Annotated in this window: 21 protein-coding genes and 3 pseudogenes; 15 read left to right on the top strand and 9 right to left on the bottom strand. The window is 65.8% G+C overall.

Features of this window, described 5'->3' with window-relative positions; translation table 11 throughout:
• The 3 genes and pseudogenes from AC27KI_RS07620 to AC27KI_RS07610 all read left to right on the top strand — a co-directional run.
• The coding region (locus AC27KI_RS07620; RefSeq protein ID WP_487113267.1) for a DUF4118 domain-containing protein at positions 1–1,617 on the top strand (1,617 nt) is incomplete at its 5' end.
• A pseudogene (kdpE, locus tag AC27KI_RS07615) lies at positions 1,614–2,323 on the top strand (two-component system response regulator KdpE). The gene AC27KI_RS07620 and the pseudogene kdpE, both read left to right, overlap by 4 nt.
• A gap of 162 nt (positions 2,324–2,485) precedes the next feature.
• Positions 2,486–3,637 (top strand): pectate lyase family protein, encoded by a 1,152-nt coding sequence (locus AC27KI_RS07610; RefSeq protein WP_487089153.1) that lies wholly within the window; start codon positions 2,486–2,488, stop codon positions 3,635–3,637.
• Between the two features lie 41 nt (positions 3,638–3,678).
• Here AC27KI_RS07610 and AC27KI_RS07605 read toward each other — a convergent pair whose 3' ends face one another.
• The 6 genes and pseudogenes from AC27KI_RS07605 to AC27KI_RS07580 form a co-directional block, all read right to left on the bottom strand.
• On the bottom strand, positions 3,679–6,852 hold the full coding sequence (locus AC27KI_RS07605) for a CusA/CzcA family heavy metal efflux RND transporter (protein ID WP_487113265.1): 3,174 nt from the start codon (positions 6,850–6,852) through the stop codon (positions 3,679–3,681).
• A 9-nt stretch (positions 6,853–6,861) separates the two neighbouring features.
• Positions 6,862–7,890, bottom strand: a pseudogene (locus tag AC27KI_RS07600) (efflux RND transporter periplasmic adaptor subunit); the annotation flags it as partial.
• Entirely contained in the window at positions 7,872–8,435 is a 564-nt protein-coding gene (locus AC27KI_RS07595; protein ID WP_487113263.1) for a hypothetical protein, read from the bottom strand. The gene AC27KI_RS07595 and the pseudogene AC27KI_RS07600, both read right to left, overlap by 19 nt.
• Positions 8,436–8,444: 9 nt before the next feature.
• Positions 8,445–9,746: a TolC family protein gene (locus tag AC27KI_RS07590; protein ID WP_487113261.1), complete on the bottom strand. Its 1,302-nt coding sequence runs from the start codon at positions 9,744–9,746 to the stop codon at positions 8,445–8,447.
• Between the two features lie 105 nt (positions 9,747–9,851).
• A complete protein-coding gene (gene czcI / locus AC27KI_RS07585) occupies positions 9,852–10,217 on the bottom strand; it encodes a cation efflux protein, CzcI family (RefSeq protein ID WP_487089157.1) in 366 nt (121 codons plus the stop codon).
• A 108-nt stretch (positions 10,218–10,325) separates the two neighbouring features.
• Positions 10,326–10,655: a DUF4148 domain-containing protein gene (locus AC27KI_RS07580; protein WP_487113259.1), complete on the bottom strand. Its 330-nt coding sequence runs from the start codon at positions 10,653–10,655 to the stop codon at positions 10,326–10,328.
• Between the two features lie 165 nt (positions 10,656–10,820).
• Here AC27KI_RS07580 and AC27KI_RS07575 point away from each other — a divergent pair, with 165 nt between their 5' ends.
• Positions 10,821–11,498, top strand: coding sequence for a heavy metal response regulator transcription factor (locus tag AC27KI_RS07575; protein ID WP_284430972.1), 678 nt, complete (start codon positions 10,821–10,823; stop codon positions 11,496–11,498).
• On the top strand, positions 11,495–12,832 hold the full coding sequence (locus tag AC27KI_RS07570; protein ID WP_487113257.1) for a heavy metal sensor histidine kinase: 1,338 nt from the start codon (positions 11,495–11,497) through the stop codon (positions 12,830–12,832). The genes AC27KI_RS07575 and AC27KI_RS07570 overlap by 4 nt, the downstream gene beginning before the upstream one ends.
• Before the next feature lie 57 nt (positions 12,833–12,889).
• Here AC27KI_RS07570 and lipA read toward each other — a convergent pair whose 3' ends face one another.
• From lipA to AC27KI_RS07555, 3 genes are read right to left on the bottom strand one after another with little or no spacing between them, the layout of a single operon-like run.
• A complete protein-coding gene (gene lipA / locus AC27KI_RS07565; protein ID WP_272565787.1) occupies positions 12,890–13,870 on the bottom strand; it encodes a lipoyl synthase in 981 nt (326 codons plus the stop codon).
• A 13-nt stretch (positions 13,871–13,883) separates the two neighbouring features.
• Positions 13,884–14,585, bottom strand: a complete 702-nt coding sequence (lipB, locus tag AC27KI_RS07560) for a lipoyl(octanoyl) transferase LipB (protein WP_284430975.1) — start codon at positions 14,583–14,585, stop codon at positions 13,884–13,886.
• Between the two features lie 5 nt (positions 14,586–14,590).
• Positions 14,591–14,905, bottom strand: coding sequence for a YbeD family protein (locus AC27KI_RS07555; RefSeq protein ID WP_317353625.1), 315 nt, complete (start codon positions 14,903–14,905; stop codon positions 14,591–14,593).
• Positions 14,906–15,142: 237 nt separating this feature from the next.
• Here AC27KI_RS07555 and AC27KI_RS07550 point away from each other — a divergent pair, with 237 nt between their 5' ends.
• The 10 genes and pseudogenes from AC27KI_RS07550 to AC27KI_RS07505 form a co-directional block, all read left to right on the top strand.
• The gene (locus AC27KI_RS07550; RefSeq protein WP_487113255.1) at positions 15,143–15,610 is read left to right on the top strand and encodes an ATP synthase subunit I; all 468 of its coding nucleotides are present in this window, start codon (positions 15,143–15,145) and stop codon (positions 15,608–15,610) included.
• Between the two features lie 21 nt (positions 15,611–15,631).
• The gene (atpB, locus tag AC27KI_RS07545; RefSeq protein WP_487089161.1) at positions 15,632–16,510 is read left to right on the top strand and encodes a F0F1 ATP synthase subunit A; all 879 of its coding nucleotides are present in this window, start codon (positions 15,632–15,634) and stop codon (positions 16,508–16,510) included.
• A 51-nt stretch (positions 16,511–16,561) separates the two neighbouring features.
• A complete protein-coding gene (gene atpE, locus AC27KI_RS07540) occupies positions 16,562–16,810 on the top strand; it encodes a F0F1 ATP synthase subunit C (protein WP_092745139.1) in 249 nt (82 codons plus the stop codon).
• A gap of 34 nt (positions 16,811–16,844) precedes the next feature.
• Positions 16,845–17,315: a F0F1 ATP synthase subunit B gene (locus AC27KI_RS07535; protein WP_272565779.1), complete on the top strand. Its 471-nt coding sequence runs from the start codon at positions 16,845–16,847 to the stop codon at positions 17,313–17,315.
• 11 nt (positions 17,316–17,326) lie between these two features.
• Complete coding sequence (locus AC27KI_RS07530; protein ID WP_272565778.1) at positions 17,327–17,869, top strand: F0F1 ATP synthase subunit delta; 543 nt, start codon at positions 17,327–17,329, stop codon at positions 17,867–17,869.
• Positions 17,870–17,912: 43 nt separating this feature from the next.
• Positions 17,913–19,466 (top strand): F0F1 ATP synthase subunit alpha, encoded by a 1,554-nt coding sequence (atpA, locus tag AC27KI_RS07525; RefSeq protein WP_272565775.1) that lies wholly within the window; start codon positions 17,913–17,915, stop codon positions 19,464–19,466.
• An 18-nt stretch (positions 19,467–19,484) separates the two neighbouring features.
• Positions 19,485–20,352 (top strand): annotated as a pseudogene (atpG, locus tag AC27KI_RS07520) (F0F1 ATP synthase subunit gamma).
• 36 nt (positions 20,353–20,388) lie between these two features.
• The gene (gene atpD / locus AC27KI_RS07515) at positions 20,389–21,795 is read left to right on the top strand and encodes a F0F1 ATP synthase subunit beta (RefSeq protein WP_272565773.1); all 1,407 of its coding nucleotides are present in this window, start codon (positions 20,389–20,391) and stop codon (positions 21,793–21,795) included.
• Between the two features lie 121 nt (positions 21,796–21,916).
• Positions 21,917–22,333, top strand: a complete 417-nt coding sequence (locus tag AC27KI_RS07510) for a F0F1 ATP synthase subunit epsilon (RefSeq protein ID WP_092745245.1) — start codon at positions 21,917–21,919, stop codon at positions 22,331–22,333.
• A gap of 306 nt (positions 22,334–22,639) precedes the next feature.
• On the top strand, positions 22,640–23,831 hold a 1,192-nt coding region (locus AC27KI_RS07505), incomplete at its 3' end, for a ligase-associated DNA damage response exonuclease (RefSeq protein ID WP_487113252.1).

The following is a 23,831-nucleotide window of genomic DNA, read 5'->3' as shown; positions in this document are numbered from 1 at the left end:
GTGGAGGCCGGGCGCGCCGGCAGTTCGCGGCGCCTGGCGCAGGCGGACTGGGGGCGGGCCGGCACCGATGCGCTCGACAGCGAGGAGCGCCAGCCGGCCCGCTGGCCGGGCTTCGTGTGGTCGCTGGCCGTGAGCGTGGCCGTCACCCTGCTCACCCACCTGCTGTCCGGGGTGTTCGAACTGGCCAACATTGTCATGCTGTACCTGCTCGGGGTGGTGGGCGTGGCCATGCGGTTCGGCCGGGCGCCTGCGGCCCTCGCGGCGCTGGTCAACGTACTGGCGTTCGATTTCTTCTTCGTTTCGCCGCGCATGTCGTTCGCCGTGAGCGACGTGCAGTACCTCGTCACCTTCGGGGTCATGCTCATGGTGGGGCTGCTGGTGGGGCAGCTCACCGCGGGGCTGCGCTTCGCGGCGGGCGTGTCGGCGAGCCGCGAGCGGCGCGCGCAGTCGTTGTTCGACCTCACGCGCGAACTGTCCGCAGCGCTGCAGGTGGAGCAGATCACCGCCATCGGTGCTGCCGCGGTGCAAAAGCATTTCGGAGGGCGTGCGGCGGTGCTCGCGCTGGATGAGAGCGACCGCCTGGCCATGCCCGAGGGGCTGCCGCCCGGATTCGACGCGAACGTGGCCGACTGGACGCTGCGCCAGGGCCAGAGCGCCGGCCTGGCCACGGCCACACTGGCCGCGCAGACCTGGCGCTACGTGCCGCTCACCGCGCCCATGCGCGTGCGGGGCGTGCTGGCGCTGGAGCCTGCACAGCCGCGCTGGCTGCTGATTCCCGAGCAGGCACAGCAGCTCGATACGCTGGCCCGGCAGATCGCCATCGCCCTGGAGCGGGTGCACTACGTGGACGTGGCGCAGCGCGCGGTGGTGGACATGGAGTCGGAGCGCCTGCGCAATGCCCTGCTGGGCGCCATTTCGCACGACGTGCGCACCCCGCTCACCGCGCTGATCGCGCTGGCGGAGTCGCTGCCCGCGCAGTCGGCCGAAGACCAGGCCGAGGCCGGCCGCGCCATCGTGGCGCAGGCCCATCAGCTGCACGCGCTGGTGAGCAACCTGCTCGACATGGCACGGCTGGAGAGCGGCATTGCCGGCGGCAGCGTGAACCTGCGGCGCGACTGGCAGTCGGTCGAGGAGGTGGTGGGCACAGCGATCCGGGCAGCACGCCCTGCGCTGGGGCGCTTGCCGGTGGTCACGCACCTGCCGGCGGACCTCCCTTTGGTGGAATTCGATGCCGTGCTCATCGAGCGGGTGCTGGTCAACCTGCTGGAAAACGCCGCCAAATACGGCGCGCCGCCCATCGAGGTGTCCGCCAGCACCACGCCCACCACGCTGCGGCTGGCCGTGCGCGACCATGGGCCGGGCCTGCCGGTGGCGCTGCGAGGGCAGGAGCACACGCTGTTCGAGAAATTCACGCGTGGCCAGTCGGAGTCGGCCACGCCCGGCGTGGGCCTGGGGCTGGCCATCTGCAAGGCGGTGGTGCAGGCGCACGGCGGCGACATCTCCGCCGCCAGCGCCGAGCGCGGCGGGGCGGAGTTCACCGTGATCCTGCCGCGGCGCGACGAGCCCCCCCTTCCCCTGGACGAACCCTTGGAGCCCGGCGCGCCGGAAACGCCATGACCCTGGCCTTGCGAACGGTGATCGTGATCGAGGACGAGCCGCAGATCCGCCGCTTCGTGCGCAGTGCGCTCGAAGCCGAGGGTTGGCAGGTGCATGAGGCGGCCACGCTGCGCGAGGGGCTGTCGGCCGCCGGCACGCGGCAGCCGGACCTGCTGGTGCTCGATCTGGGGCTGCCCGATGGCGATGGCGTGGGCCTAATCCGCGATGTGCGCAGCTGGTCGGCGGTGCCCATCATCGTGCTGTCGGCCCGCACCGACGAGGCCGACAAGATCGCGGCCCTGGATGCGGGCGCCGACGACTACCTCACCAAGCCGTTCGGCACCGGCGAACTGCTGGCGCGTGTGCGCGCCAACCTGCGCCGCCCGCGCGCCGCCAGCGGCAACGGGCTCACCCCGGTGGCCGAGGAGCCCGTGTTCCGCTTCGGCGACATCGAGGTGGACCGGAACGCCCGGGTGGTTCGGCGCGGCCATGCCGAGGTGCACCTCACGCCCACCGAGTACCGCATGCTGTCCGTGCTGGTGGCCAATGCGGGCCGCGTGATCACGCAGCGGCAGCTGCTGCGCGAGGTATGGGGCCCATGCGTTCGGACCAGAACCACTACCTGCGCATCTACATGGGCCACCTGCGCCAGAAGCTGGAGGCCGACCCGGCCCAGCCCCGCCATCTGTTGACCGAGACCGGCGTGGGGTATCGGCTCGCGGTGTGAGCCCCGTATCCATGGGCTGAGTTCGCCTGTCCGGCAGGTGCTTCGGGTCGGTGCGACGGAGACAGTGCTGCACGTTGCCACAGTCACGGGTGAATGGCCGTCCCCGCGCCAGAGGGGCCGGGGTTCGTGGCGCTCTGTTTTTCCGATCTAAAGGACTCCATCGTGATTCAACGCTCTCTCGCTGCGCTCTTGATCGCCGCGCTTTCCGGCGCGGCACATGCCGACAACACCACCGACACGGCACCGCCCGACGGCTGGGCCAGCCAGGGCGGCGGCACCACGGGCGGCGCGGGCGCCACGGCGAAGTACCTGAGCAAGGTCAGTTCGCCATCCCAGTTGAATGCCGCGCTCAGCGCGGGCGGTGCCCAACCGAAAATCATCGTGGTGTATGGCACCATCGACATGGCCGCCGCGGACAACGGAGGGCCTTTCACCAGCCGGGCCGATCAGGCTGCGCGCAACCTCATCACGATTCCGAGCAACACCACGTTGATCGGGGCCGGAAGCGATGCCCGGATCGTCAACGCCTCGATCCTGATGAAGCGGATTTCCAACGTCATCCTGCGCAATCTGACCATCGTCGCTCCCTGCGATCTGTCGCCGGTCTGGAGCAGCGGCGAGGGGCGGTGGAACTCCGACTTCGATGCGGTCACGATCTACAGTTCGCAACGCATCTGGGTGGACCACAACCGGTTCACCGATGCGCCCGTCACCGACGATCAGGCACCCATCGAAAAGGGCCAGCCCCAGCAATGCCACGACGGTGCGCTGGACGTGATCCACGCGAGCGACTACGTGACGGTGTCCAACAACGTGTTCGACCGGCACGACAAAACCCATCTGGTGGGCGCCTCGGACAGCAGCACCGACGAGGAGGGCCATCTCACGGTGACCTTCCACCACAACCTCTACAGCCAGGTCGTGGAGCGCGCGCCTCGCGTGCGCTACGGCAGGGTCCACGTGTACAACAACTACTACACCGGCAGCAAATCGGACGCGCCCTACAAGCACAACTACAGCCTGGGCGTGGGCTACAAGGCGCAGATCCTCTCGGAGAACAACGTGTTCGAAGTGCCCGGCGCGGCCACCTGCGCCGATGTGGTGAAGAACCCTGGTGCGGCTTCCAAGACGGGCGCCATCCGCGATACCGGGTCGCTGCTCAACGGCGCTGCGCTCGGTCTCGCAGCCCAATGCGGCTTTGCTGCGGCGGGCTGGACCATTCCTTATGCGGGCGGATACACCCTGGACGCCGCCTCGAGCGTCAAGGCGAAAGTGCTGTCCAACGCAGGCCCCGGCAAGCTGACGGTGAACTGAGCGAGGCCCGCCGGCCCGCAGAGGCCGGCAGGCGGGCGTGCTCAGGCCGCAGACGGCAAGTGGGCGGCGGCTTGGGCAACCTCTTCTTCGCTGCGCCGGTGCACGATCCGGTACAGCAGCGGCAGCACCAGCAGCGTGAGCGCGGTCGAGGACAGGATGCCGCCGATGACCACCGTCGCCAGCGGCCGCTGCACCTCCGCTCCGGTGCCGGTGGCAATGGCCATGGGAACGAAGCCCAGCGATGCCACCAGCGCCGTCATGAGCACGGGCCGCAATCGGGTGAGCGCCCCCTCCCGGATGGCGGCGTCCAGCGGCATGCCGCCTTCGCGCAGGCCGCGGATGAAGGAGATCATCACCAGCCCGTTCAGCACGGCGACGCCCGACAGCGCGATGAATCCGACCGCGGCCGAGATCGAAATCGGGATGTCGCGCAGCCACAGTGCCACGATGCCGCCGGTGAGGGCGAACGGGATGCCGGTGAACACGACCAGCCCGTCCTTCACATTGCCGAACATGGCGAACAGCAGCGTGAAGACCAGCAGCAGCGCGACCGGCACGACCACCTGCAGGCGTTGGGTGGCCGACTGCAGGTTTTCATACTGGCCGCCCCACGCGGTCCAGTAGCCCGCCGGGATCTGGACCGCCTGCATGGCCTGTTCCGCTTCGGCCACGAAGGAGCCCAGGTCCCGGCCCCGCACGTTGGCACTCACGACGATGCGGCGTTTTCCGTCCTCCCGGCTGACCTGGTTGGGGCCCGGTGCCAACTGCAGCGTGGCCACTTCGCTCAGCGGGATGAAGCGGGCGCGGGCGTCTGCGGCGTCGCCGCTGCGAGGCAGTGCGACCGGCAGCCGCTGGATGGCCTCCAGGTCGGTCCGGATGTGCTCGGGCAGCCGCACGAGGATGCCGAAGCGCCGGTCGCCTTCGAAAAGGGTGCCGGCCTCGCGCCCGCCCACGGCAATCGACACGGCCTCCTGGACATCGCCCACATTCAGTCCGTAGCGGGCGGTCTTGGCGCGGTCGATGTTCACCGTCAGCACCGGCAGGCCGCTCGTCTGCTCCACCTTGACCTCGGTGGCCCCATCGATTCGGTTGAGCACTTCGGCGACCTTCTGGGCGGTCTGGTCGAGCACGGCCATGTCGTCGCCGAAGATCTTCACCGCCACATCGCTGCGCACGCCGGAGATGAGTTCATTGAACCGCAACTGGATGGGCTGCGAGAACTCGTAGTTGTTGCCCGGCAGTTGCTCCACCTCGGCCTGGATGGCCGCAAGGAGCTGTTCGCGCGACCGGGCCGGTGCAGGCCAAGTGTCCTGCGGCTTGAGCATGATGTAGGCATCCGAGATGTTGGGCGGCATCGGGTCCGACGCGATCTCGGCCGTTCCGGTGCGGGCAAAAACCCGCTCGATCTCGGGAAACTTCGCCTTCAGCGTGCTCTCCAGCTGCTGCTGCATCGCCACCGACTGCGACAGGCTGGTGCCGGGAATGCGCAACGCCTGCATGGCGAAATCGCCCTCGCCCAGGCTGGGCGCGAACTCGGTGCCCAGGCGCGTTGCCAGCAGGCCGGACAGCAGCACGGCCGCGAGTGCCAGTGCGATGACCACAGGCTTGGCGCCCATGGCGCGGTCCAGCAGCGGCGCGTAGGCGCGGCGGGCCCAGCCCATGAGCCGGTTTTCCTTCTCGCCCACCGTCTTGCCGATGAACAGCGCGACGGCGGCAGGAATGAAGGTGACCGACAGCACCATCGCACCGACCAGCGCGATGACCACCGTGAACGCCATCGGATGGAACAGCTTGCCCTCCACCCCCGTGAGCGCGAAGATCGGCAGGTACACGATCATGATGATGAGTTGGCCGAACAGCAGCGGCCGCCGTGCTTCCTGCGACGCAGCGAACACCTCGTGAAAACGCTCCGCCCGCGTCAGCGGCCGGCCCTTGTGCTGCTGTGCGTGGGCCAGGCGCCGCACGCAGTTCTCCACGATCACCACCGCGCCGTCGATGATGATGCCGAAATCCAGCGCACCCAGGCTCATCAGGTTGGCACTGACCTTCTGGTTCACCATGCCGGTGAAGGTGAACAGCATCGACAGCGGGATGACCATGGCCGTGATCAACGCCGCGCGGATGTTCCCCAGGAAGAGGAACAGGATCACGATCACCAGCACCGCGCCCTCGAAGAGGTTCTTCTTCACGGTGGCGATGGCCTTGTCCACGAGCACCGTGCGGTCGTACACCGTCACCGCATGAACGCCGGCGGGCAGGGTCCCGTTGATTTCCTTCATCTTGCGGTCCACGGCCTGGGAGACCGTGCGGCTGTTCTCGCCGATGAGCATGAACACCGTGCCCAGCACGACCTCGCGACCGTTGTCGGTGGCGGCGCCGGTGCGCAGTTCCTTGCCCAGCCCGACCTCGGCCACATCCCTGACGCGCAGCGGCACGCCGCCCGCATTGCCGAGGATGACGTTGCGCAGGTCGTCCATCGACTGCACCTGCCCGGGAGCGCGAATCAGGTACTGCTCACCGCGGCGCTCGATGTACCCGGCTCCCACGTTCGCGTTGTTGCGTTCGAGCGCGGTGACCAGATCCCCCATCGTGAGGCCATGCGCCAGCAGCTTGTCGGGGCTGGGTGCGATCTGGTACTCCTTGGCATACCCACCGATCGAATTGATCTCGGTCACGCCAGGTACGTTGCGCAGTTGCGGCTTGATGATCCAGTCCTGGATCTCGCGCAGGTCCGTGGAGGTGTAGGGTTGTCCGTCCGGCTTGCGGGCCCCGTCCTGGGCTTCCACCGTCCAAAGGTAGATTTCCCCCAGGCCTGTCGATATGGGGCCGATGACCGGGTGAACGCCCTCCGGCATCTGGCCGCGGGCCGACTGGATGCGCTCGTTCACGAGTTGCCGCGCGAAGTAGATGTCGGTGCCGTCCTGGAAGATCACGGTCACCTGCGACAGCCCGTAGCGTGACAGCGAGCGGGTCTGCTGCAGCCCGGGCAGCCCCGCCATGACGGTCTCGACGGGAAAGCTCACGCGCTGCTCCACTTCCAGGGGGGAGTAGCCGGGCGCCGCGGTGTTGATCTGCACCTGGACGTTGGTGATGTCCGGCACGGCATCGATGGGCAGCTTCTGGTAGCTGTAGAGGCCCAGGGCTGCCATGCCGAGCACGGCCAGCATCACGAGCCAGCGCTGCGCGATGGAAAACTGAATGACACGTTCAAACATGGTCCACCTTCAGTGCGAGTGCGACGCCGAGCTCTTGCCCTGCTGGGATTTCACGACGAAGCTGCCTGCCGCGGCATAGGCCGTACCGGCTGCCAACCCTTTGACGATCTCGACCCGCTGGCCATCCGTGCGGCCCAGTTGCACCGCCTGGGCAATGAAGCCGCCTTCGGCCCGGATGAAGACCATGGTCTTGTCATCGACGGTCTGCACCGCATCGGTTCGCACGGTGACCGGCGGTGTCGCTTCGGACGACACCAATTCGACCTCCACGAACAATCCGGGCCGCCAGACCTTCTGGGGATTCGCCACCGCCACGCGGGCCGTGGCCATGCGCGTCTGCGCGCCGATCAGGGCGCCGACATAGGAGACCTCGCCCTCCGCCTTCGCATCGAACGCGGTGGAGCGCACGGTCACCCGTTCGCCCACGCGCACCAACGGCAAGTGTTGCGCGGCCACGCTGATTTCGGCCCACACGGTGGACAGGTCGGATAGGGTGAAGACATTGGCGTCCTCCTTCACGGACTCGCCCAGCGACAGGTGCTTTTCGACCACCATGCCGTCGAAGGGTGCGCGCAGTTCATAGCGGCCCAGGGCCGATGCGGCAGGCGTGGCACCGATGGCAGAGAGCTTCTGCTGTGCATTGGCGACCGCGATCTGCGCTTCGCGCAGAGACTGCTGCGCCTGCAGGTAGTCCTGCTCCGGCGCGATTTTTTCCTCCCACAGCTTCTTCTCGCGCTCGTACGTGGTCCGGGCCAGTTCGGCCCGGCGCTGTGCGGTCTGCAGTTCGCTGCGCTGCTCCGACAGCGCCGGGCTCGACAGCACGGCCAGCACCTGCCCCTTGCGGACCTGTTGTCCGAGCTGGGCCGAGACGCTTTCCACCACGCCCGCCAGCCGCGGCACCACGTGGGCCGTGCGGTCCTCGTTGAATTTGATTTCGCCTGGCAACTGCAGCGTGGCACGGATGCGCGCCGGGCCCGCGGTGTCGATCGCTATGCCGGCGGCCTTGGCCTGCGCCTCCGTCAGGGGAATTTTTCCTTCTGCCTGCTGCAGCGTGAAGGTGTGTGCACGGCATCCTTCTGGATGGAGAGGACGATCTCGAACACATGCGGCTCCTCGATGGCCTGTACGCTCTTCAATCCCTCGCCATCGGCGGTGAACGACAGTGTTTCCCGTTCCCCTCCCGGTCGCGTCAGCGTGGCGGACAACTGGGCGGCATCCGCTTTCACCGGCTTGCCTTGCTCGGAAAGCCAGACTGCGAGATGCGGGGCGCCGCCGTCTTCCGACACTTTTGCCTCGAGGCTGAAGCCGTCTTCCGTGAAGCGCTGGCCCCCATGTGGTCCTTTGGCCGCTTCCTCCTCTGCATGGGCATCCTGGCTGGCGCTGTTCTCACCGGGGGAGCCATGGGACGTTTCCTCCGCGTGGGACGCATGGCCATCTGCCTCGGCATGGCCGCCCGGGGAGGCGGCGGGGCTGCCCCGCAGGATCAGGGCGCCGGCGATCAGCGTGACCACCAGGATGGCGGTCACCACCCACCATTGGCGCTTGCCGGCTTTGCCGGTCGATGGGTTCAGTCGTTGGTTCATGGTGGACTTTCAGCGGGCAAATGAAATGGGGGAGGGCAGGTCGTCGCCGGCGTGCCCCAGCAAGCGGTCCAGGTCGCTGGCGGCGCGGTGCGCGGCGGCCAGGGCGCGCAGCGTCTGCGTGCGCACCTGCAGCAGCGTGCGCTGCGCATCGAGGGCTTCCAGAAAACTGAACTTGCCCAGTTCGAACCCTTTGGTCGCGGCCTGGTAGGCGCTCTCCGCGCCGGGAAGGGCGTCGCGCTGCAGTGTTTCGGCCTCGATGCGCGACGCATGGAGGGTCTCCAATGCCGCCGCCGCTTCGGAGGCCGTGCGCAGTTCGGTGGACAGCAGTTCGTCGCGTGCCTGCTCCTCGCGGCTCAACGCTTCGGCCAGGTTGCCCTGGTTGGTGTCGAAAATGGGCAGGGGAATGGACACGCCCACCACCCACTGGTTTCCGCCCACGTCGGGGCTTCGCTTGCTGCCCAGCGTCACTGCGATGTCAGGCACCCGCTTGGCCTGCTCCAGGGCTGTCAGCGCACTGCGCCGATCAACTTCCAGCCGTGCCTGAACCAAAGAGGGTGCGCCATGCATCCGCTGCTCGATCTCCAGGCTGGACGGTGGGGTGGGCAAGGCATCGAGCTGTCCCACGGCATGGGCGAAGGCGGGCTTCGGATTGCCCCACAGCGCGGCCAATTGCTGCCTTGCGGTTCGCAGGGCGCCCTCGGCCTGCAAACGCTCCACCTGCACGCCGGACTCGGCCACCTTGGCCTTCGTTTCCTCCAGTGGCGAGACCTTGCCGGCAGCCACCCGGTTGGCCGCGGCATGCACCGCCCGCTGTGCCAGCGTGACCGAGTCCTGGGCCAGGCGGACGCGCTCCTGCGCGGCCAGGACTTCGAAGAAGGCGGTGATCACGCCCGCGCGAAGCTCTGATCGGCGTGCCAGGGCGGCGGCGGCGGCCTGGTCCCGCGCCCGCTCGGCGGCTGTGATGCGGGCGGCTCGCTTGCCGCCCAGCTCGATCGGCTGGCTGATCTGCACGGTCGTCGTGCGGCGTTCCTGCCGCAGGTCCTCCACCGTGGTCTCCAGCACAGGATTGGGCCGTGCGCCCGCCTGCCGGATGGCAGCACCCGCCGCATCGCGCGCACGCGCCACGGCAGACAGGTCGGGATTGTTCTGCCATGCCAGTGCCACCGCGGTGGCAAGGCTCAAGGGCTCGGACGATTCCACGGTGCGTGGCTGCACCGTGGACGAGGGGGGAAGTGGGGTGGTCTGGCTGTGCGAAAAGACCGGAAATGCCGCGAAAGCCATGGCGGCCAGCGACACAAAATGCCTGTGCATCGAATTCTCCTGGGTTGCAACAACAACGGGCGGATGAATTCGGCGAGAGTTCTCAGCGAAGGGCTGTGATCAAAGAGGGAAGCCCGTGCCGTGTCTCTCGCCGAATCAGGCGAGCGCTGGCCAGGCAGGGCGCGTGGGAATGCCTCCCACGTGGGAGCGATAGGACTCGGTGAAGGGCGCGGGGCGCGCGGCGGGCCCGGCCGTGGCCGCTACGTTGGCGGTATGGGCCAGGGGCTGCACCGTGCAGGTGTGGCAGGTCAGGCAATCATTGTCCGGACCTCCCGGCAAGGGGTCCGAGGGCGTATCGGTGTCTTGTGCCGACGCACTGGTGGCGGCGACGTGGTGGTGTTCGTGGTGCCCGAAATGCGAGGCGCTGGCATGGCTTTCGTGCTGGCAATAGCCTGCGGCGGCCGCCCAGCTCAGCTGGAACGGCATCGCGAAAAGCAAAAGGATCATCAGCCAGCGGCGCATCGGGCGGCAGTATATCGGTGGGCCGCAAGGGCCTGGCACGGGGCTGGGCATTGCCCAAAGTCTCCGGGTGGACAGGCGCCTTGCATTGGCATGGGTGCGGAGGCAGGCTCAATGGTCGCCATAGCGCAGCAGGTTGCCCTTGGCGGCGCGCTCGGCCTCCAGGCGCACTTGCTCGCGTGTCAGCGCGCTCGGGGCATTGGCCTCCTTGCGGGGCACCTCCAGGCCCCACTGCATGGCCACCAGGGTGCCGTCGGTGCGGGCGTTGGCCAGCTCCGACAGGACCTGCGCCTGCGACTTTGCCTGGGTGGCATGCTGCGGATGCACGGTGTAGCCGGCTTCGGTGGGCGCGCTGTGCAAGGTGCTGGCCGCCGAAGCGCTCAAGGGCACCCATGCAGCCGACATGGCGGCGAACAGAAAAACGGCGGGGGAACGGGTCATGGTCAATCTCCTGGGTTGGGCATCCGGCCCGAACCGCCGGACCGGGATGCAGCCGAACGTTGTGCCGGCGTGAAGTCACTGTAAAAACCCAGTCGGCCGATTCACCGACGGCAAGATGACGAATTCGTCATCTTTCAATCGGTCCCCGGGCGATACGATGGCCCGATGCGCATACTGGTCATCGAAGACGAGCCCAAGCTGGGCGATTACGTCAAAAAAGGCTTGGAAGAAAACGGCTACGTAGTCGACATTGCCAGGGACGGCATCCAGGGCCGGTACCTCGCCACGCAGGGCGATTACTCGGTCATCCTGCTCGACGTGATGCTGCCCGGGGTGGATGGTTTCGGCGTGCTGGCCGCCATTCGGCAGGGCAAGGACGTGCCCGTATTGATGGTCACGGCCCGCGATCAGGTCGAGGATCGCGTCAGGGGCCTGCAGCAGGGCGCCGACGACTATCTGGTCAAGCCCTTCGCGTTCTCCGAACTGCTGGCGCGGGTGCAGGCCCTGCAGCGCAGGGGGCCGCTGCAGGAGCATACCGTGCTGAAGCTGGCCGACCTGGAGCTTGATCTGGTTGCACGCAAATGCCATCGTGAAGGCGTGCGGATCGACCTGACCGCCAAGGAGTTCGCCTTGCTCGCCTTGCTGATGCGCCGCCAGGGGCGCGTGCTCTCTCGAACGACGCTCGCCGAACAAGTGTGGGACATGCACTTCGACAGCGAAACCAATGTGGTGGAGGTGGCCGTGCGACGCCTGCGCAGCAAGCTGGACGATCCGTTTGCGCGACGGCTCTTGCACACGGTGCGCGGAATGGGTTACGTCTTGGAGGATCGGGAACCGCCATGAGTCCTTTCCCGTCATCGATACAGCGTCGGCTGTCCGTTTGGCTGGCCCTGCAGACGCTGATTGGCCTCAGCGTGCTCTGCGTCTCCGTCTATGTCGTCACGGCGTGGAATTTTCGACAGAAGGCACAGGAAGAACTGGACCAGCAGGCGCGACTGGTATCCCATCTGCTGAACGAGCGCAGCCAAGGGGGCGGGGCGCTGTCCTTGCAGCACAAGCTGGAAGATTACTTTTCCTCCCATGGCAACGTGAGCGTGTCCATCGGCCGCGATGGCGCGCAGTTGTTCAGCTCTACCCCGGCCACTTCGGGCGAATGGGTCTGGGCCGATCACCGGGTGGCGCCGCACGACAGCGGCTCCCCCTTCAACGTGCGCATTGGCATCGACACCACGCAGGACGCGCGCCTTCTGCGCCGGCTGGGCGGGACGCTGGCCTTGGCCGTGGTGCTGGGCACGCTGCTGGTCTCGCTGACGGGGACGCTGCTCGTGCGCCATGGCCTTCGGCCGCTGCACAAGTTGGCGGAGCGAACCGCCCGCATCACGCCGGACGCTGCCAGTGCACCCATCGATCCCCTCGAATTTGCCCAGGAGCTTCGCCCCTGGATCGCGCAATTCAATGCGCTCATGGCCCGGGTCGAACAGGCCTATTCGCAGTCCAAGGCCTTCAATGCCGATGTGGCCCACGAGTTGCGCACGCCCCTGGCGAACCTCATTGCCTCGGCGGAGGTCGAACTGGCCCGCCCCCGCTCCGCCCAGGACATGCAGTCGCTGTTGGTGTCGAACCTGGAAGAGATCCGGCGGCTCTCGGGCATCGTGGCCGACATGTTGTTTCTGTCGCGGGCCGATCGTGGAGAGTCCTTGCGCTCACGGCAGCCGGCCCGCCTTGCAGAGCAAGCCTGCGCCGTGCTGGAGTTCCATGAAGCCTCGCTGGAGGAGGCTGGATTGCGGGCCACTGTCGTGGGCGACGCCACCGCAGCGGTGGACGTGCCGCTGGTGCGCCGTGCCCTGTCCAACCTGTTGGGCAATGCCATCCGCTTTGCGGCGAAGGACTCCACCATTGTTGTGGCCATCCGACCATGGCGCGACGGCGCGGAGATCGCCGTTGAAAATCAGGGACCTGGTATTGCGCCAGAGGCGCTCAGCAGGCTGTTCGAACGCTTTTTCCGGGCAGCATCGGCACGCGATGGTTCGGACCAGCATCACGGCCTGGGATTGGCCATCGTGGACGCCATTGCGCGAATGCATGGCGGAAAAACCTTTGCCAGCAGCACGGCGCAGTTCACGCGCATCGGCTTCACCGTCAGTGCATCGACCACAGAACCGCCCGCAACGTCCTGATTTGCAGGGTTCGACCGGGAGGAGCCTCCCGTTCCCTGCGGCAACCCGGCCCGGGCGCTACACGCCGGCCGCGTGCGCCTGCTGGTCTGCGTGGTAGCTGGAGCGAACCATCGCACCCACCGCCGCGTGGCTGAAACCCATTTCGTAGGCCTTTTCCTCAAACATCTTGAACGTGTCCGGGTGCACATAGCGGCGCACCGGCAGATGGCTGTTGGAGGGCGAGAGGTACTGGCCGATGGTCAGCATATCGATGTCATGCGCGCGCATGTCGGCCATGACCTGGAGGATCTCCTCGTCCGTCTCGCCCAGGCCCACCATGATGCCGCTCTTGGTCGGAACACCAGGGTGCAGTGCCTTGAATTTCTTGAGCAGGTTCAGGCTGAACTGGTAGTCGCTGCCGGGCCGGGCTTCCTTGTACAGGCGTGGCGCCGTCTCCAGGTTGTGGTTCATCACGTCGGGTGGCGCGGCCTTGAGGATCTCCAGCGCGCGGTCATCCCGCCCGCGGAAGTCTGGCACGAGGATCTCGATCTGGGTGGTGGGGGAGAGCGTGCGGATGTGCTGGATGCACTCCACGAAGTGCCCGCTGCCGCCATCGCGCAGATCGTCGCGGTCCACACTGGTGATCACCACGTACTTCAGCCGCAGCTGTGCGATGGTCTTGGCCAGGTTCAGCGGCTCGTCCTTGTCCAGCGGGTCGGGCCGGCCATGCCCCACGTCGCAGAACGGGCAGCGGCGCGTGCACTTGTCGCCCATGATCATGAACGTGGCCGTTCCCTTGCCGAAGCATTCGCCAATGTTGGGGCAACTGGCTTCCTCGCACACCGTGTGCAGCTTGTTCTCGCGCAGGATGTCCTTGATCTCGTAGAAGCGCGTGGTAGGGCTGCCCGCCTTCACCCGTATCCACTCGGGCTTCTTGAGCACTTCGCCTTGCTCGACCTTGATCGGAATGCGCGACAGCTTGGCGGCTGCCTTCTGCTTGGCCAGCGGGTTGTAGGCAGCGGTGGTTTGCGCTTCGCGCACGACTTCAGGAGTGCTCATGGCAGGGTAGTGGTCAGGGGGCCAGGCGAATGGCGAGCTGCTGGCTCAGCACTTCGGCGGCTTCTTCCCAGGTGGTGTGGACCCCGATTGTAGAAAGGTCCACCGTTTGCAACCCTGCGTAGCCACAAGGGTTGATGCGCGAGAAGGGTTCCAGGTCCATGTCCACGTTGAGTGCCACGCCGTGGTAGGTGCAATGGCGCGACACCTTGATGCCCAATGCGGCAATCTTGCCCAGCCCGGTGAAGTCAGGGGCGTCATGGGCTTGCGTGGCTGGCAGACCCTCGGCCTTGCGTGGCCGCTGTGGCAGTTGGGCATGGCCTCCCGGGTCATCCAGGCGCACGTAGATGCCCGGGGCCCCGCCCACGCGGTGCCCGGTGATGCCGAAATGGGCCAGCGTCCGGATCACCGCTTCCTCGATGCGGTAGACGTATTCCTTGACGAAATAACCGGCGCGCTGCAGATCCAGCAACGGATAGGCCACGACCTGCCCCGGGCCATGGAAAGTCACCTGCCCGCCCCGATTGGTGGCGACGATGGGAATGTCGCCAGAGGCCAGCACATGGTCGGCCTTGCCGGCCAGCCCCTGCGTGTAGAGGGGCGGGTGCTGGCAGATCCACAGCGCATCGGGAGTCTGGGACGTACGCTCCTGCGTGAAAGCCTGCATGCCCTGCAGCGTCTCCCGATAGTCCACGAGGCCCAGGTGGCGAATCTCCATGGGATTTAGAGCACCACCTTGACCATCGGATGCGAGGACAGCGCCCGGTACAGGTCATCGAGTTGTTCGCGGCTGGTGGCTGTGATCGTGATGGTGACGCCTAGGTAGTTGCCGGCGCGGCTGTCGCGCAGTTCGATGGTCGACGCGTCGAAGGTCGGGTCGAAGCGGTGCGCCAGTTCCGTCACCGCGTGGACGAATCCATCCACTTTCTGGCCCATGACCTTGATGGGGAACGACGAGGGGTACTCGATGAGCGAATCCTTGCGGGGATCGGTCGCGGACGGGACGTCTGATGGGAGCACGGAAGGGGGCTGTGTCATGGCGATGGTCTATAAACGGCGGGCTTTGTGCCATTTTGAACGGGTTCGGGGCCGGCAATCTTTCGGCCGAAGTCTGCACCGCGATAGGGCGGTTCACGTTGGCCGGTCACCACAACGGAGCGCGCGTGCGCACACTTTCATACCGGCCTGAGAGGTCATTGCCGGATGAAAGTGGTTTTTACTTATAATCAGGGGCTTTGTGAAAGTTTCGGTCTGTAAAGTGGGCGTCATTCCTCAATGAAAACAAACGCTCCCGACCACGAAACTGAGGCTGAAGATTCCGACTTCAAGCCCCTGTCAGCCGAAGAGGCTGCGCAGTGGCGCCTCCGGCATCCGCGGATCTCCGTGTGGCGAATCGTCTGGGGTCAGGCGTTCTTCGGAGCACTGGCTGCCCTGGTGGCATGGCTGGTTTCCGGCAAGCCCACTGTGGCTTGGTCCACGGGGTATGGCGCACTGGCGGTGGTGATTCCCGCGGCCTTGTTCGCGCGGGGCATGGCCCGGCATCAAACTTCTGCGGGAGGTGCGATGGCTGGCCTGTTCGGGTGGGAGTTGGTCAAGATTGCAATGACCGTTGCCATGCTGGCGGCGGCGCCCCGGCTGGTTCCGGGGCTGAGTTGGCTGGCATTGCTGGCCGGCATGGTAGTGACGATGAAAACGTACTGGATCGCCCTCATGGTGCGGCCCGGTGTCCGAAAAACCGATTGATATTGATAGAAGAGTTGTCCGATGGCCGCAGAAGCGCATGCACCGACTGCCAGTGAATACATCGTTCACCACTTGCAGCATCTCCAGAACATCAAGCAGAAGTCCATTGTCGATTTCTCCGTGGTGAACTTCGATTCCGTGATCGTGGGTTTGGTTCTCGGTTTCATCGCACTTTTTGTCTTCTGGCGTGCCGCCCGCACGGCCACCTCCGGCGTGCCGGGTCGCTTCCAGGCTGCAGTGGAGATCCTGGTCGAGATGGTGGACAACCAGGCCAAGGCCAACATCCACAACGCCGAAAGCCGCAAGTTCATCGCTCCCCTGGCGCTGACCGTGTTCGTCTGGATCTTCCTGATGAATGCCATGGACATGCTGCCGGTCGATCTGCTGCCCGCGATCTGGGCCCAGATCTACGGTGCCGCCGGCCATGATCCGCACCATGCCTACCTGCGCGTGGTGCCCACCGCCGATCTCTCCACCACCCTCGGTCTGTCGTTCGCAGTGCTGGTGCTTTGCCTGTACTACAGCGTGAAGATCAAGGGCATGGGCGGCTGGGCGCATGAGCTGGTCACCGCGCCGTTCGGCACCAGCAAGAATCCCGTCTTCGCCCTGATCCTGGGCGTGGTCAATCTGCTCATGCAGATCATTGAATACATTGCCAAGACCGTGTCGCATGGCATGCGGCTGTTCGGCAACATGTACGCTGGTGAGTTGGTGTTCATGCTGATTGCCCTAATGGGCGGTGCTGCTGCCATGTCGCTTTCCGGTGTGTTGCTCCCTCTGGGGCACATCATTGCAGGCTCGATCTGGGCGATCTTCCACATCCTGGTGATCACCCTGCAGGCCTTCATTTTCATGATGCTTGCGCTGATCTATCTCGGCCAGGCGCATGAAGCTCACTGATCCTTTCCCTTTCTTTTTCAACCTTCCTTTCTTTTCATCCTAGGAGTCATCATGGAAAACGTTCTCGGTCTCGTCGCTCTGGCTTGTGGTCTGATCGTGGGTCTCGGCGCTATCGGCGCTTCGATCGGCATCGCACTGATGGGTGGCAAGTACCTCGAAGCGTCCGCTCGCCAGCCTGAGCTGATCAATGAACTGCAAACCAAGATGTTCATCTTGGCCGGTCTGATCGACGCCGCCTTCCTGATCGGCGTGGCCATCGCTCTGCTGTTCGCTTTCGCCAACCCCTTCGTCCTGGCCTAAGCTCCGTTCAACGCCCAACTAGAAAGGTGTTGCCGTGAGTATCAACGCGACCCTGTTCGTTCAGGCCATCGTCTTTCTGATCCTGGTGCTGTTCACGATGAAGTTCGTGTGGCCCCCGATCGCGAAGGCACTGGACGAGCGAGCCCAGAAAATCGCCGATGGCCTCGCTGCCGCCGACCGTGCCAAATCCGAATTGACCGCTGTGAACCAGCGCGTCGAGAAGGAACTGGCCCAGACGCGCAACGAAACGGCATCGCGTATTGCGGACGCCGAGCGCCGCGCTCAGGCCATCATCGACGAGGCCAAGGCCCGTGCGACCGAGGAAGGCAACAAGATCGTCGCCGCTGCCCGCGCAGATGCCGAGCAGCAGTCGATCCAGGCCCGTGAAGCCCTGCGCGAGCAGGTCGCTGCGCTGGCCGTCAAGGGCGCCGAGCAGATTCTCCGCAAGGAAGTCAATGCTGGCGTCCACGCCGACCTGCTGAACCGCCTGAAGACCGAGCTGTAAGGAGCGCGCACATGGCAGAACTCGCCACCATTGCCCGCCCTTACGCGGAAGCCCTGTTCAAGGCCAGCACGTCCCAGCCGGGTGCCGACCTGAACGGCACCGTGGCCTGGGTGGAAGAAGTGGCGGCGATTGCCGCCAATCCTCAGCTGCGCCAACTGGCGGACAACCCCAAGGTGACCTCCGAACAGGTGTTCGACGTCATCACGGGCGTGGTTCGTGGCGCGCTGCCCGAGGCAGCCCGCAACTTCCTGCGTGTCATCATCGAGAACGGCCGTGTGGACGCGCTTCCCGAGGTGGCGGCCCAGTTCCGCGCGCTGGTGAATCGGCGCAACGGCTCTTCCGATGCCGTGGTATTCAGTGCTTTTGCGCTGGACGCCGCCGCGTTGGCCGGCCTGGACGCGGTGCTTGAAAAGCGCTTCGGCCGCAAGCTGAATGTCTCGGTACAGGTGGACGAATCCCTGATCGGCGGCGTTCGCGTAGTCGTGGGAGACGAGGTGCTCGACACCTCCGTCAAAGCCCGTCTGGAACAAATGAAAGCGGCCCTCACTGCGTAAGCGGCTTGAGGTCTCGGCTAACCAAAGAAAGAAGGAAAGAGTCATGCAACTCAATCCCGCAGAAATTTCTGAACTGATCAAGAGCCGCATCGAAGGTCTGGCAGCCAGCAGCGACATCCGCAACCAGGGCACCGTGGTGTCCGTGTCCGACGGTATCGTGCGCGTGCACGGCCTGTCCGACGTGATGCAGGGCGAAATGCTGGAGTTCCCCGCCAACAAGGACGGTGCGCCTTCCTACGGCCTGGCGCTGAACCTCGAGCGCGACTCCGTCGGCGCCGTGATTCTGGGCGAGTACGAGCACATCTCCGAAGGCGACACCGTCAAGTGCACGGGCCGCATTCTGGAAGTGCCCGTGGGCCCCGAACTCGTGGGCCGCGTGGTGAACGCGCTGGGCCAGCCGATCGACGGCAAGGGTCCCATCAACGCCAAGCTCACCGACGTGATCGAAAAGGTCGCTCCGGGCGTGATCGCCCGTAAATCGGTGGACCAGCCCCTGCAGACCGGCCTGAAGTCCATCGACTCCATGGTGCCCGTGGGCCGTGGCCAGCGCGAGCTGATTATCGGTGACCGCCAGACCGGCAAGACGGCCGTCGCCATCGACGCCATCATTGCCCAGAAGGGCCAGGGCGTGACGTGTATCTACGTCGCCATCGGCCAGAAGGCATCGTCCATCAAGAACGTCGTGCGCTCGCTTGAGCAAGCCGGCGCGATGGAATACACGATCGTGGTGGCCGCTTCGGCTTCCGAGTCCGCCGCCATGCAATACGTGTCGGCCTACTCCGGCTGCACGATGGGCGAGTACTTCCGCGACCGCGGCGAAGACGCGCTGATCGTCTATGACGACCTGTCCAAGCAAGCCGTGGCCTACCGCCAGGTTTCGCTGCTGCTGCGCCGCCCGCCAGGCCGCGAAGCCTACCCCGGCGACGTGTTCTATCTCCACAGCCGCCTGCTGGAGCGTGCCGCCCGCGTGAACGCCGACTACGTCGAAGCCTTCACCAAGGGTGAAGTCAAGGGCAAGACCGGTTCGCTGACCGCACTGCCGATCATCGAAACGCAGGCCGGCGACGTGTCCGCCTTCGTTCCGACCAACGTGATCTCGATCACGGACGGCCAGATCTTCCTGGAAACCAGCCTGTTCAACGCCGGTATCCGCCCCGCTATCAACGCCGGTATTTCCGTGTCGCGCGTCGGTGGTGCGGCCCAGACCAAGATCATCAAGAGCCTGTCCGGCGGTATCCGTACCGACCTGGCCCAGTACCGGGAACTGGCTGCGTTCGCGCAGTTCGCTTCCGACCTGGACGAAGCCACCCGCAAGCAGCTGGACCGCGGTGCCCGCGTGACCGAACTGCTCAAGCAAGCCCAGTACAGCCCGCTGCCCATCTCGTTGATGGGTGCGACGCTGTTCGCGGTGAACAAGGGCTTCATGGACGACATCGAAGTCAAGAAGGTGCTCGAGTTCGAACACGGCCTGCACCAGTTCCTGAAGTCCAGCCACGGCCCTCTGCTGGCCAAGCTGGAACAGGCGAAGGCCATGGACAAGGACGCTGAAGCCGAATTGACCGCCGCCATCGGCGCGTTCAAGAAGTCGTTCGCCTAAACCGAACGAGGAATCATCATGGCAGCAGGCAAGGAAATACGCGGCAAGATCAAATCGGTGGAAAACACCAAGAAGATCACCAAGGCCATGGAAATGGTGGCCGCGTCCAAGATGCGCAAGGCGCAAGAGCGGATGCGCTCGGCCCGTCCTTACAGCGAGAAGATCCGCAACATCGCCGCCAACCTCGGCAAGGCCAATCCGGAGTACGTTCATCCTTTCATGAAGGAAAACGATGCCAAGGTGGCCGGTGTCATCGTGGTGACGACCGACAAGGGCCTGTGTGGCGGCATGAACACCAACGTGTTGCGTGCCGTGACCACCAAGCTGCGCGAGTTGCAGTCTGCTGGCGTGTCCACCGAGGCCGTGGCCATTGGCAACAAGGGCCTGGGTTTCCTGAACCGCGTCGGTGCCAAGGTGGTTTCGCATGTCACCGGTCTGGGCGACACCCCGCATCTGGACAAGCTGATCGGCCCCGTGAAGGTGCTGCTCGACGCTTATGCCGAAGGCAAGATCAACGCGGTGTACCTGGGGTACACCAAGTTCATCAACACCATGCGGCAGGAGTCGGTGGTGGAGCGTCTGCTCCCCCTGTCTTCCTCGCAGATGGAAGCGGAGAAGACGGAGCACGGCTGGGACTACATCTATGAGCCCGATGCGCAGAGCGTCATCGACGAGCTGCTGCTGCGCTATGTCGAATCCCTGATCTACCAGGCCGTGGCAGAAAACATGGCCTCCGAGCAGTCCGCGCGCATGGTGGCCATGAAGGCTGCCACCGACAACGCAGGCAGCGTCATCGGCGAGTTGAAGCTGGTCTACAACAAAAACGCGCCAGGCAGCGATCACGAAAGAGCTTTCGGAAATCGTGTCCGGCGCTGCTGCTGTGTAAACAGACAGCTCAACCCACATTTATTTGGAGCAAAAAATGGCTCAAGTGCAAGGCAAGATTGTTCAATGTATCGGCGCCGTGGTGGACGTGGAGTTCCCGCGCGACCAGATGCCCAAGATTTACGACGCCCTGAAGCTCGACGGTTCCACCCTGACGCTGGAAGTGCAGCAGCAGCTGGGTGACGGCATTGTGCGCACCATCGCCCTGGGCTCGTCCGATGGCCTGCGCCGCGGCATCGTGGTGACCAACACCGGCAACCCCATCACCGTGCCCGTGGGCAAGGCGACCCTGGGCCGCATCATGGACGTGCTGGGCGCGCCCATCGACGAGCGCGGTCCGGTCAGCCAGGACCTCACGGCCTCCATCCACCGCAAGGCCCCCGCGTACGACGAACTGTCGCCTTCGCAGGAGCTGCTGGAAACCGGCATCAAGGTGATCGACCTGGTGTGCCCGTTCGCCAAGGGCGGCAAGGTGGGCCTGTTCGGCGGCGCCGGCGTGGGCAAGACCGTGAACATGATGGAACTCATCAACAACATCGCCAAGGCCCACAGCGGTCTGTCGGTGTTTGCAGGGGTGGGCGAGCGGACCCGTGAAGGGAACGACTTCTATCACGAGATGGCCGATTCCGGCGTGGTGAATCTCGAGAAGCTCGAAGAGTCCAAGGTGGCCATGGTCTACGGCCAGATGAACGAGCCCCCAGGCAACCGCCTGCGTGTCGCGCTGACCGGCCTGACGATCGCCGAGTCGTTCCGCGACGAAGGCCGCGACGTGCTGTTCTTCGTGGACAACATCTACCGCTACACGCTGGCCGGTACCGAAGTGTCCGCCCTGCTGGGCCGCATGCCCTCCGCCGTGGGCTACCAGCCCACGCTGGCCGAAGAAATGGGCCGCCTGCAAGAGCGCATCACCTCCACCAAGGTGGGCTCGATCACCTCCATCCAGGCCGTGTACGTGCCAGCGGATGACTTGACCGACCCATCGCCCGCCACGACGTTCGCCCACTTGGACTCCACCGTGGTGCTGTCGCGTGACATCGCTTCGCTGGGTATCTACCCTGCCGTGGACCCGCTGGACTCCACCAGCCGCCAACTCGACCCGCAAGTCGTGGGCGAAGAGCACTATGCGGTGGCCCGCGGTGTGCAAGGCACGCTGCAGCGCTACAAGGAACTGCGCGACATCATCGCCATTCTGGGCATGGACGAACTGGCTCCCGAGGACAAGCTGGCCGTGGCCCGCGCCCGGAAGATCCAGCGTTTCCTGTCGCAGCCGTTCCACGTGGCCGAAGTGTTCACGGGCTCGCCCGGCAAGTACGTGCCCCTGTCCGAAACCATCCGTGGTTTCAAGATGATCGTGGCCGGCGAGTGCGATCACCTGCCCGAGCAGGCGTTCTACATGGTCGGCACGATCGACGAAGCCTTCGAAAAGGCCAAGAAGGTCGCGTAAGGCGGCGCGATCGGCGGCCTGCCACGGGTGAGCGTGCCGTGCGGGTGCTTCCAGGCACCTGCGGCGCGCCTAACGGACAGACTGCCGATTTCCAGCTTTCCCGACTTTTGGAAGGAACCCCATGAACACCATTCACGTCGATGTCGTCAGCGCCGAAGAGTCCATCTTCTCCGGCGAAGCGCGGTTCGTCGCTCTGCCCGGCGAAGCCGGTGAATTGGGCATCTACCCTCGCCACACTCCGCTGATCACGCGCATCAAGCCCGGCTCGGTGCGCATCGAGATGGCCGATGGCGGCGAAGAGTTCGTCTTCGTGGCCGGTGGCATTCTGGAAGTGCAGCCCCACCGCGTGACGGTGCTGTCCGATACCGCGGTGCGCGGCAAGGACCTGGATGACGAGAAGGCCAACCAGGCCAAGGCCGCGGCCGAAGAAGCCGTCAAGAACGCCAAGAGCGAACTCGACCTGGCCAAGGCGCAATCGGAACTGGCCGTGATGGCCGCGCAGATCGCTGCGTTGCGCAAGTTCCGTCAAAAGCGCTGACCGAACGACGGCCTTGCCTGCCGTCTGCGACAAAGCCGCCCTCGGGCGGCTTTTTTCATGGCCGCGATGAATGAGGCAACAAGGGCCGTGCAGGCGGGCTCGGGGCGGGCGGCCGGGGCGCCACCCGCACGGTAGGCGCCGGCTGACACGGGCATGCGGCGTTCCGCACCCGGGCGAAAGAGGGGTGGGCGATAGCATTCGGCATGCAAGCGCACACAGCACTTCCTTCTACGCACGGCGCATTGGGCGACGGGGTCAGACAGGTCGCCCGTAGGCGCTTCTCCCCTTTCGCGAAAGACACCGGACATGGCGCGCGGTGACGTCGATCTGATCGTCGCGCGCCCCGAAGGCCTGTACTGCACCGCGGGCGATTTCTACATCGACCCCTGGCGGCCGGTGGAGCGGGCGGTCATCACGCACGGCCATTCGGACCATGCGCGCATGGGCCACGCCCATTACCTTGCCCACACCGACAGCGAGGGCGTCCTGCGGGCCCGGCTGGGCGCCGACATCGCCTTGCAGACGCTGGCCTATGGCGAGGCCATCGAACACCACGGCGTGCGCCTGTCGCTGCACCCCGCCGGCCATGTGCTCGGCTCCGCCCAGGTGCGGCTGGAGCACGGCGGGCGGGTGTGGGTCGCCTCCGGCGACTACAAGACCGAGGCCGACGGCACCTGCACCCCGTTCGAGCCGGTGCGCTGCGACACCTTCATCACCGAATCCACTTTCGGCCTGCCCATCTACCGCTGGCCCACGCAGCTGGTGCTGTTCGCCGACATCGATGCCTGGTGGCGCGCCAATGCCGCGCAGGGCCGGCCCTCGGTGCTGCTGTGCTATGCCTTCGGCAAGGCGCAGCGCATCCTGCACGGCGTGGACCGCAGCATCGGGCCCATCGTGGTGCATGGCGCAGTGGAGCCGCTCAATGCGGTGTACCGCGCGGCCGGCGTGGACCTGCCGCCCACCTTTCGCGTGACCGACCCGGGGGTGGATGCGCAAATGCTCAAGACCGCGCTGGTCCTGGCCCCGCCGTCCGCCCAGGGCACGCCCTGGATGCGCCGCTTCGCCCGCCATGCTGATGCATTCGCCAGCGGCTGGATGCAGCTGCGCGGCACGCGCCGCCGCCGGGGCGTTGACCGGGGGTTCGTGATGTCGGACCATGCGGACTGGCCCGGCCTGCAGCGGGCGATCGGGGCCACCGGGGCCGAACGCGTTTTCGTGACCCATGGCAGCGTGGCGGTGCTGGTGCGCTGGCTGTGCGAACAGGGGCTGGATGCGCAATCGTTCCACACGGAATACGGCGATGAGGATGATCAGGAGGCCGCCCCCGCACCGGCCGTGCCGGTGCCAGCGCAGGCCGATGAGGCCGTGGACGCGGCCCGTGCGGCGCAGGCGTCCACGCCCGCGATCGCCCAGCCCGGTGGAGACGCATCCCCGGTGATCGACGGTGCGCCGTCTGCCCCGCCACCGTCCGATGCCAGCGCCCCCGCTGCGCAGGCCG

It is taken from the genome of Acidovorax sp. KPB24-03 (assembly GCF_057546605.1).
This window is presented reverse-complemented; position numbering and strand designations above follow the sequence as displayed.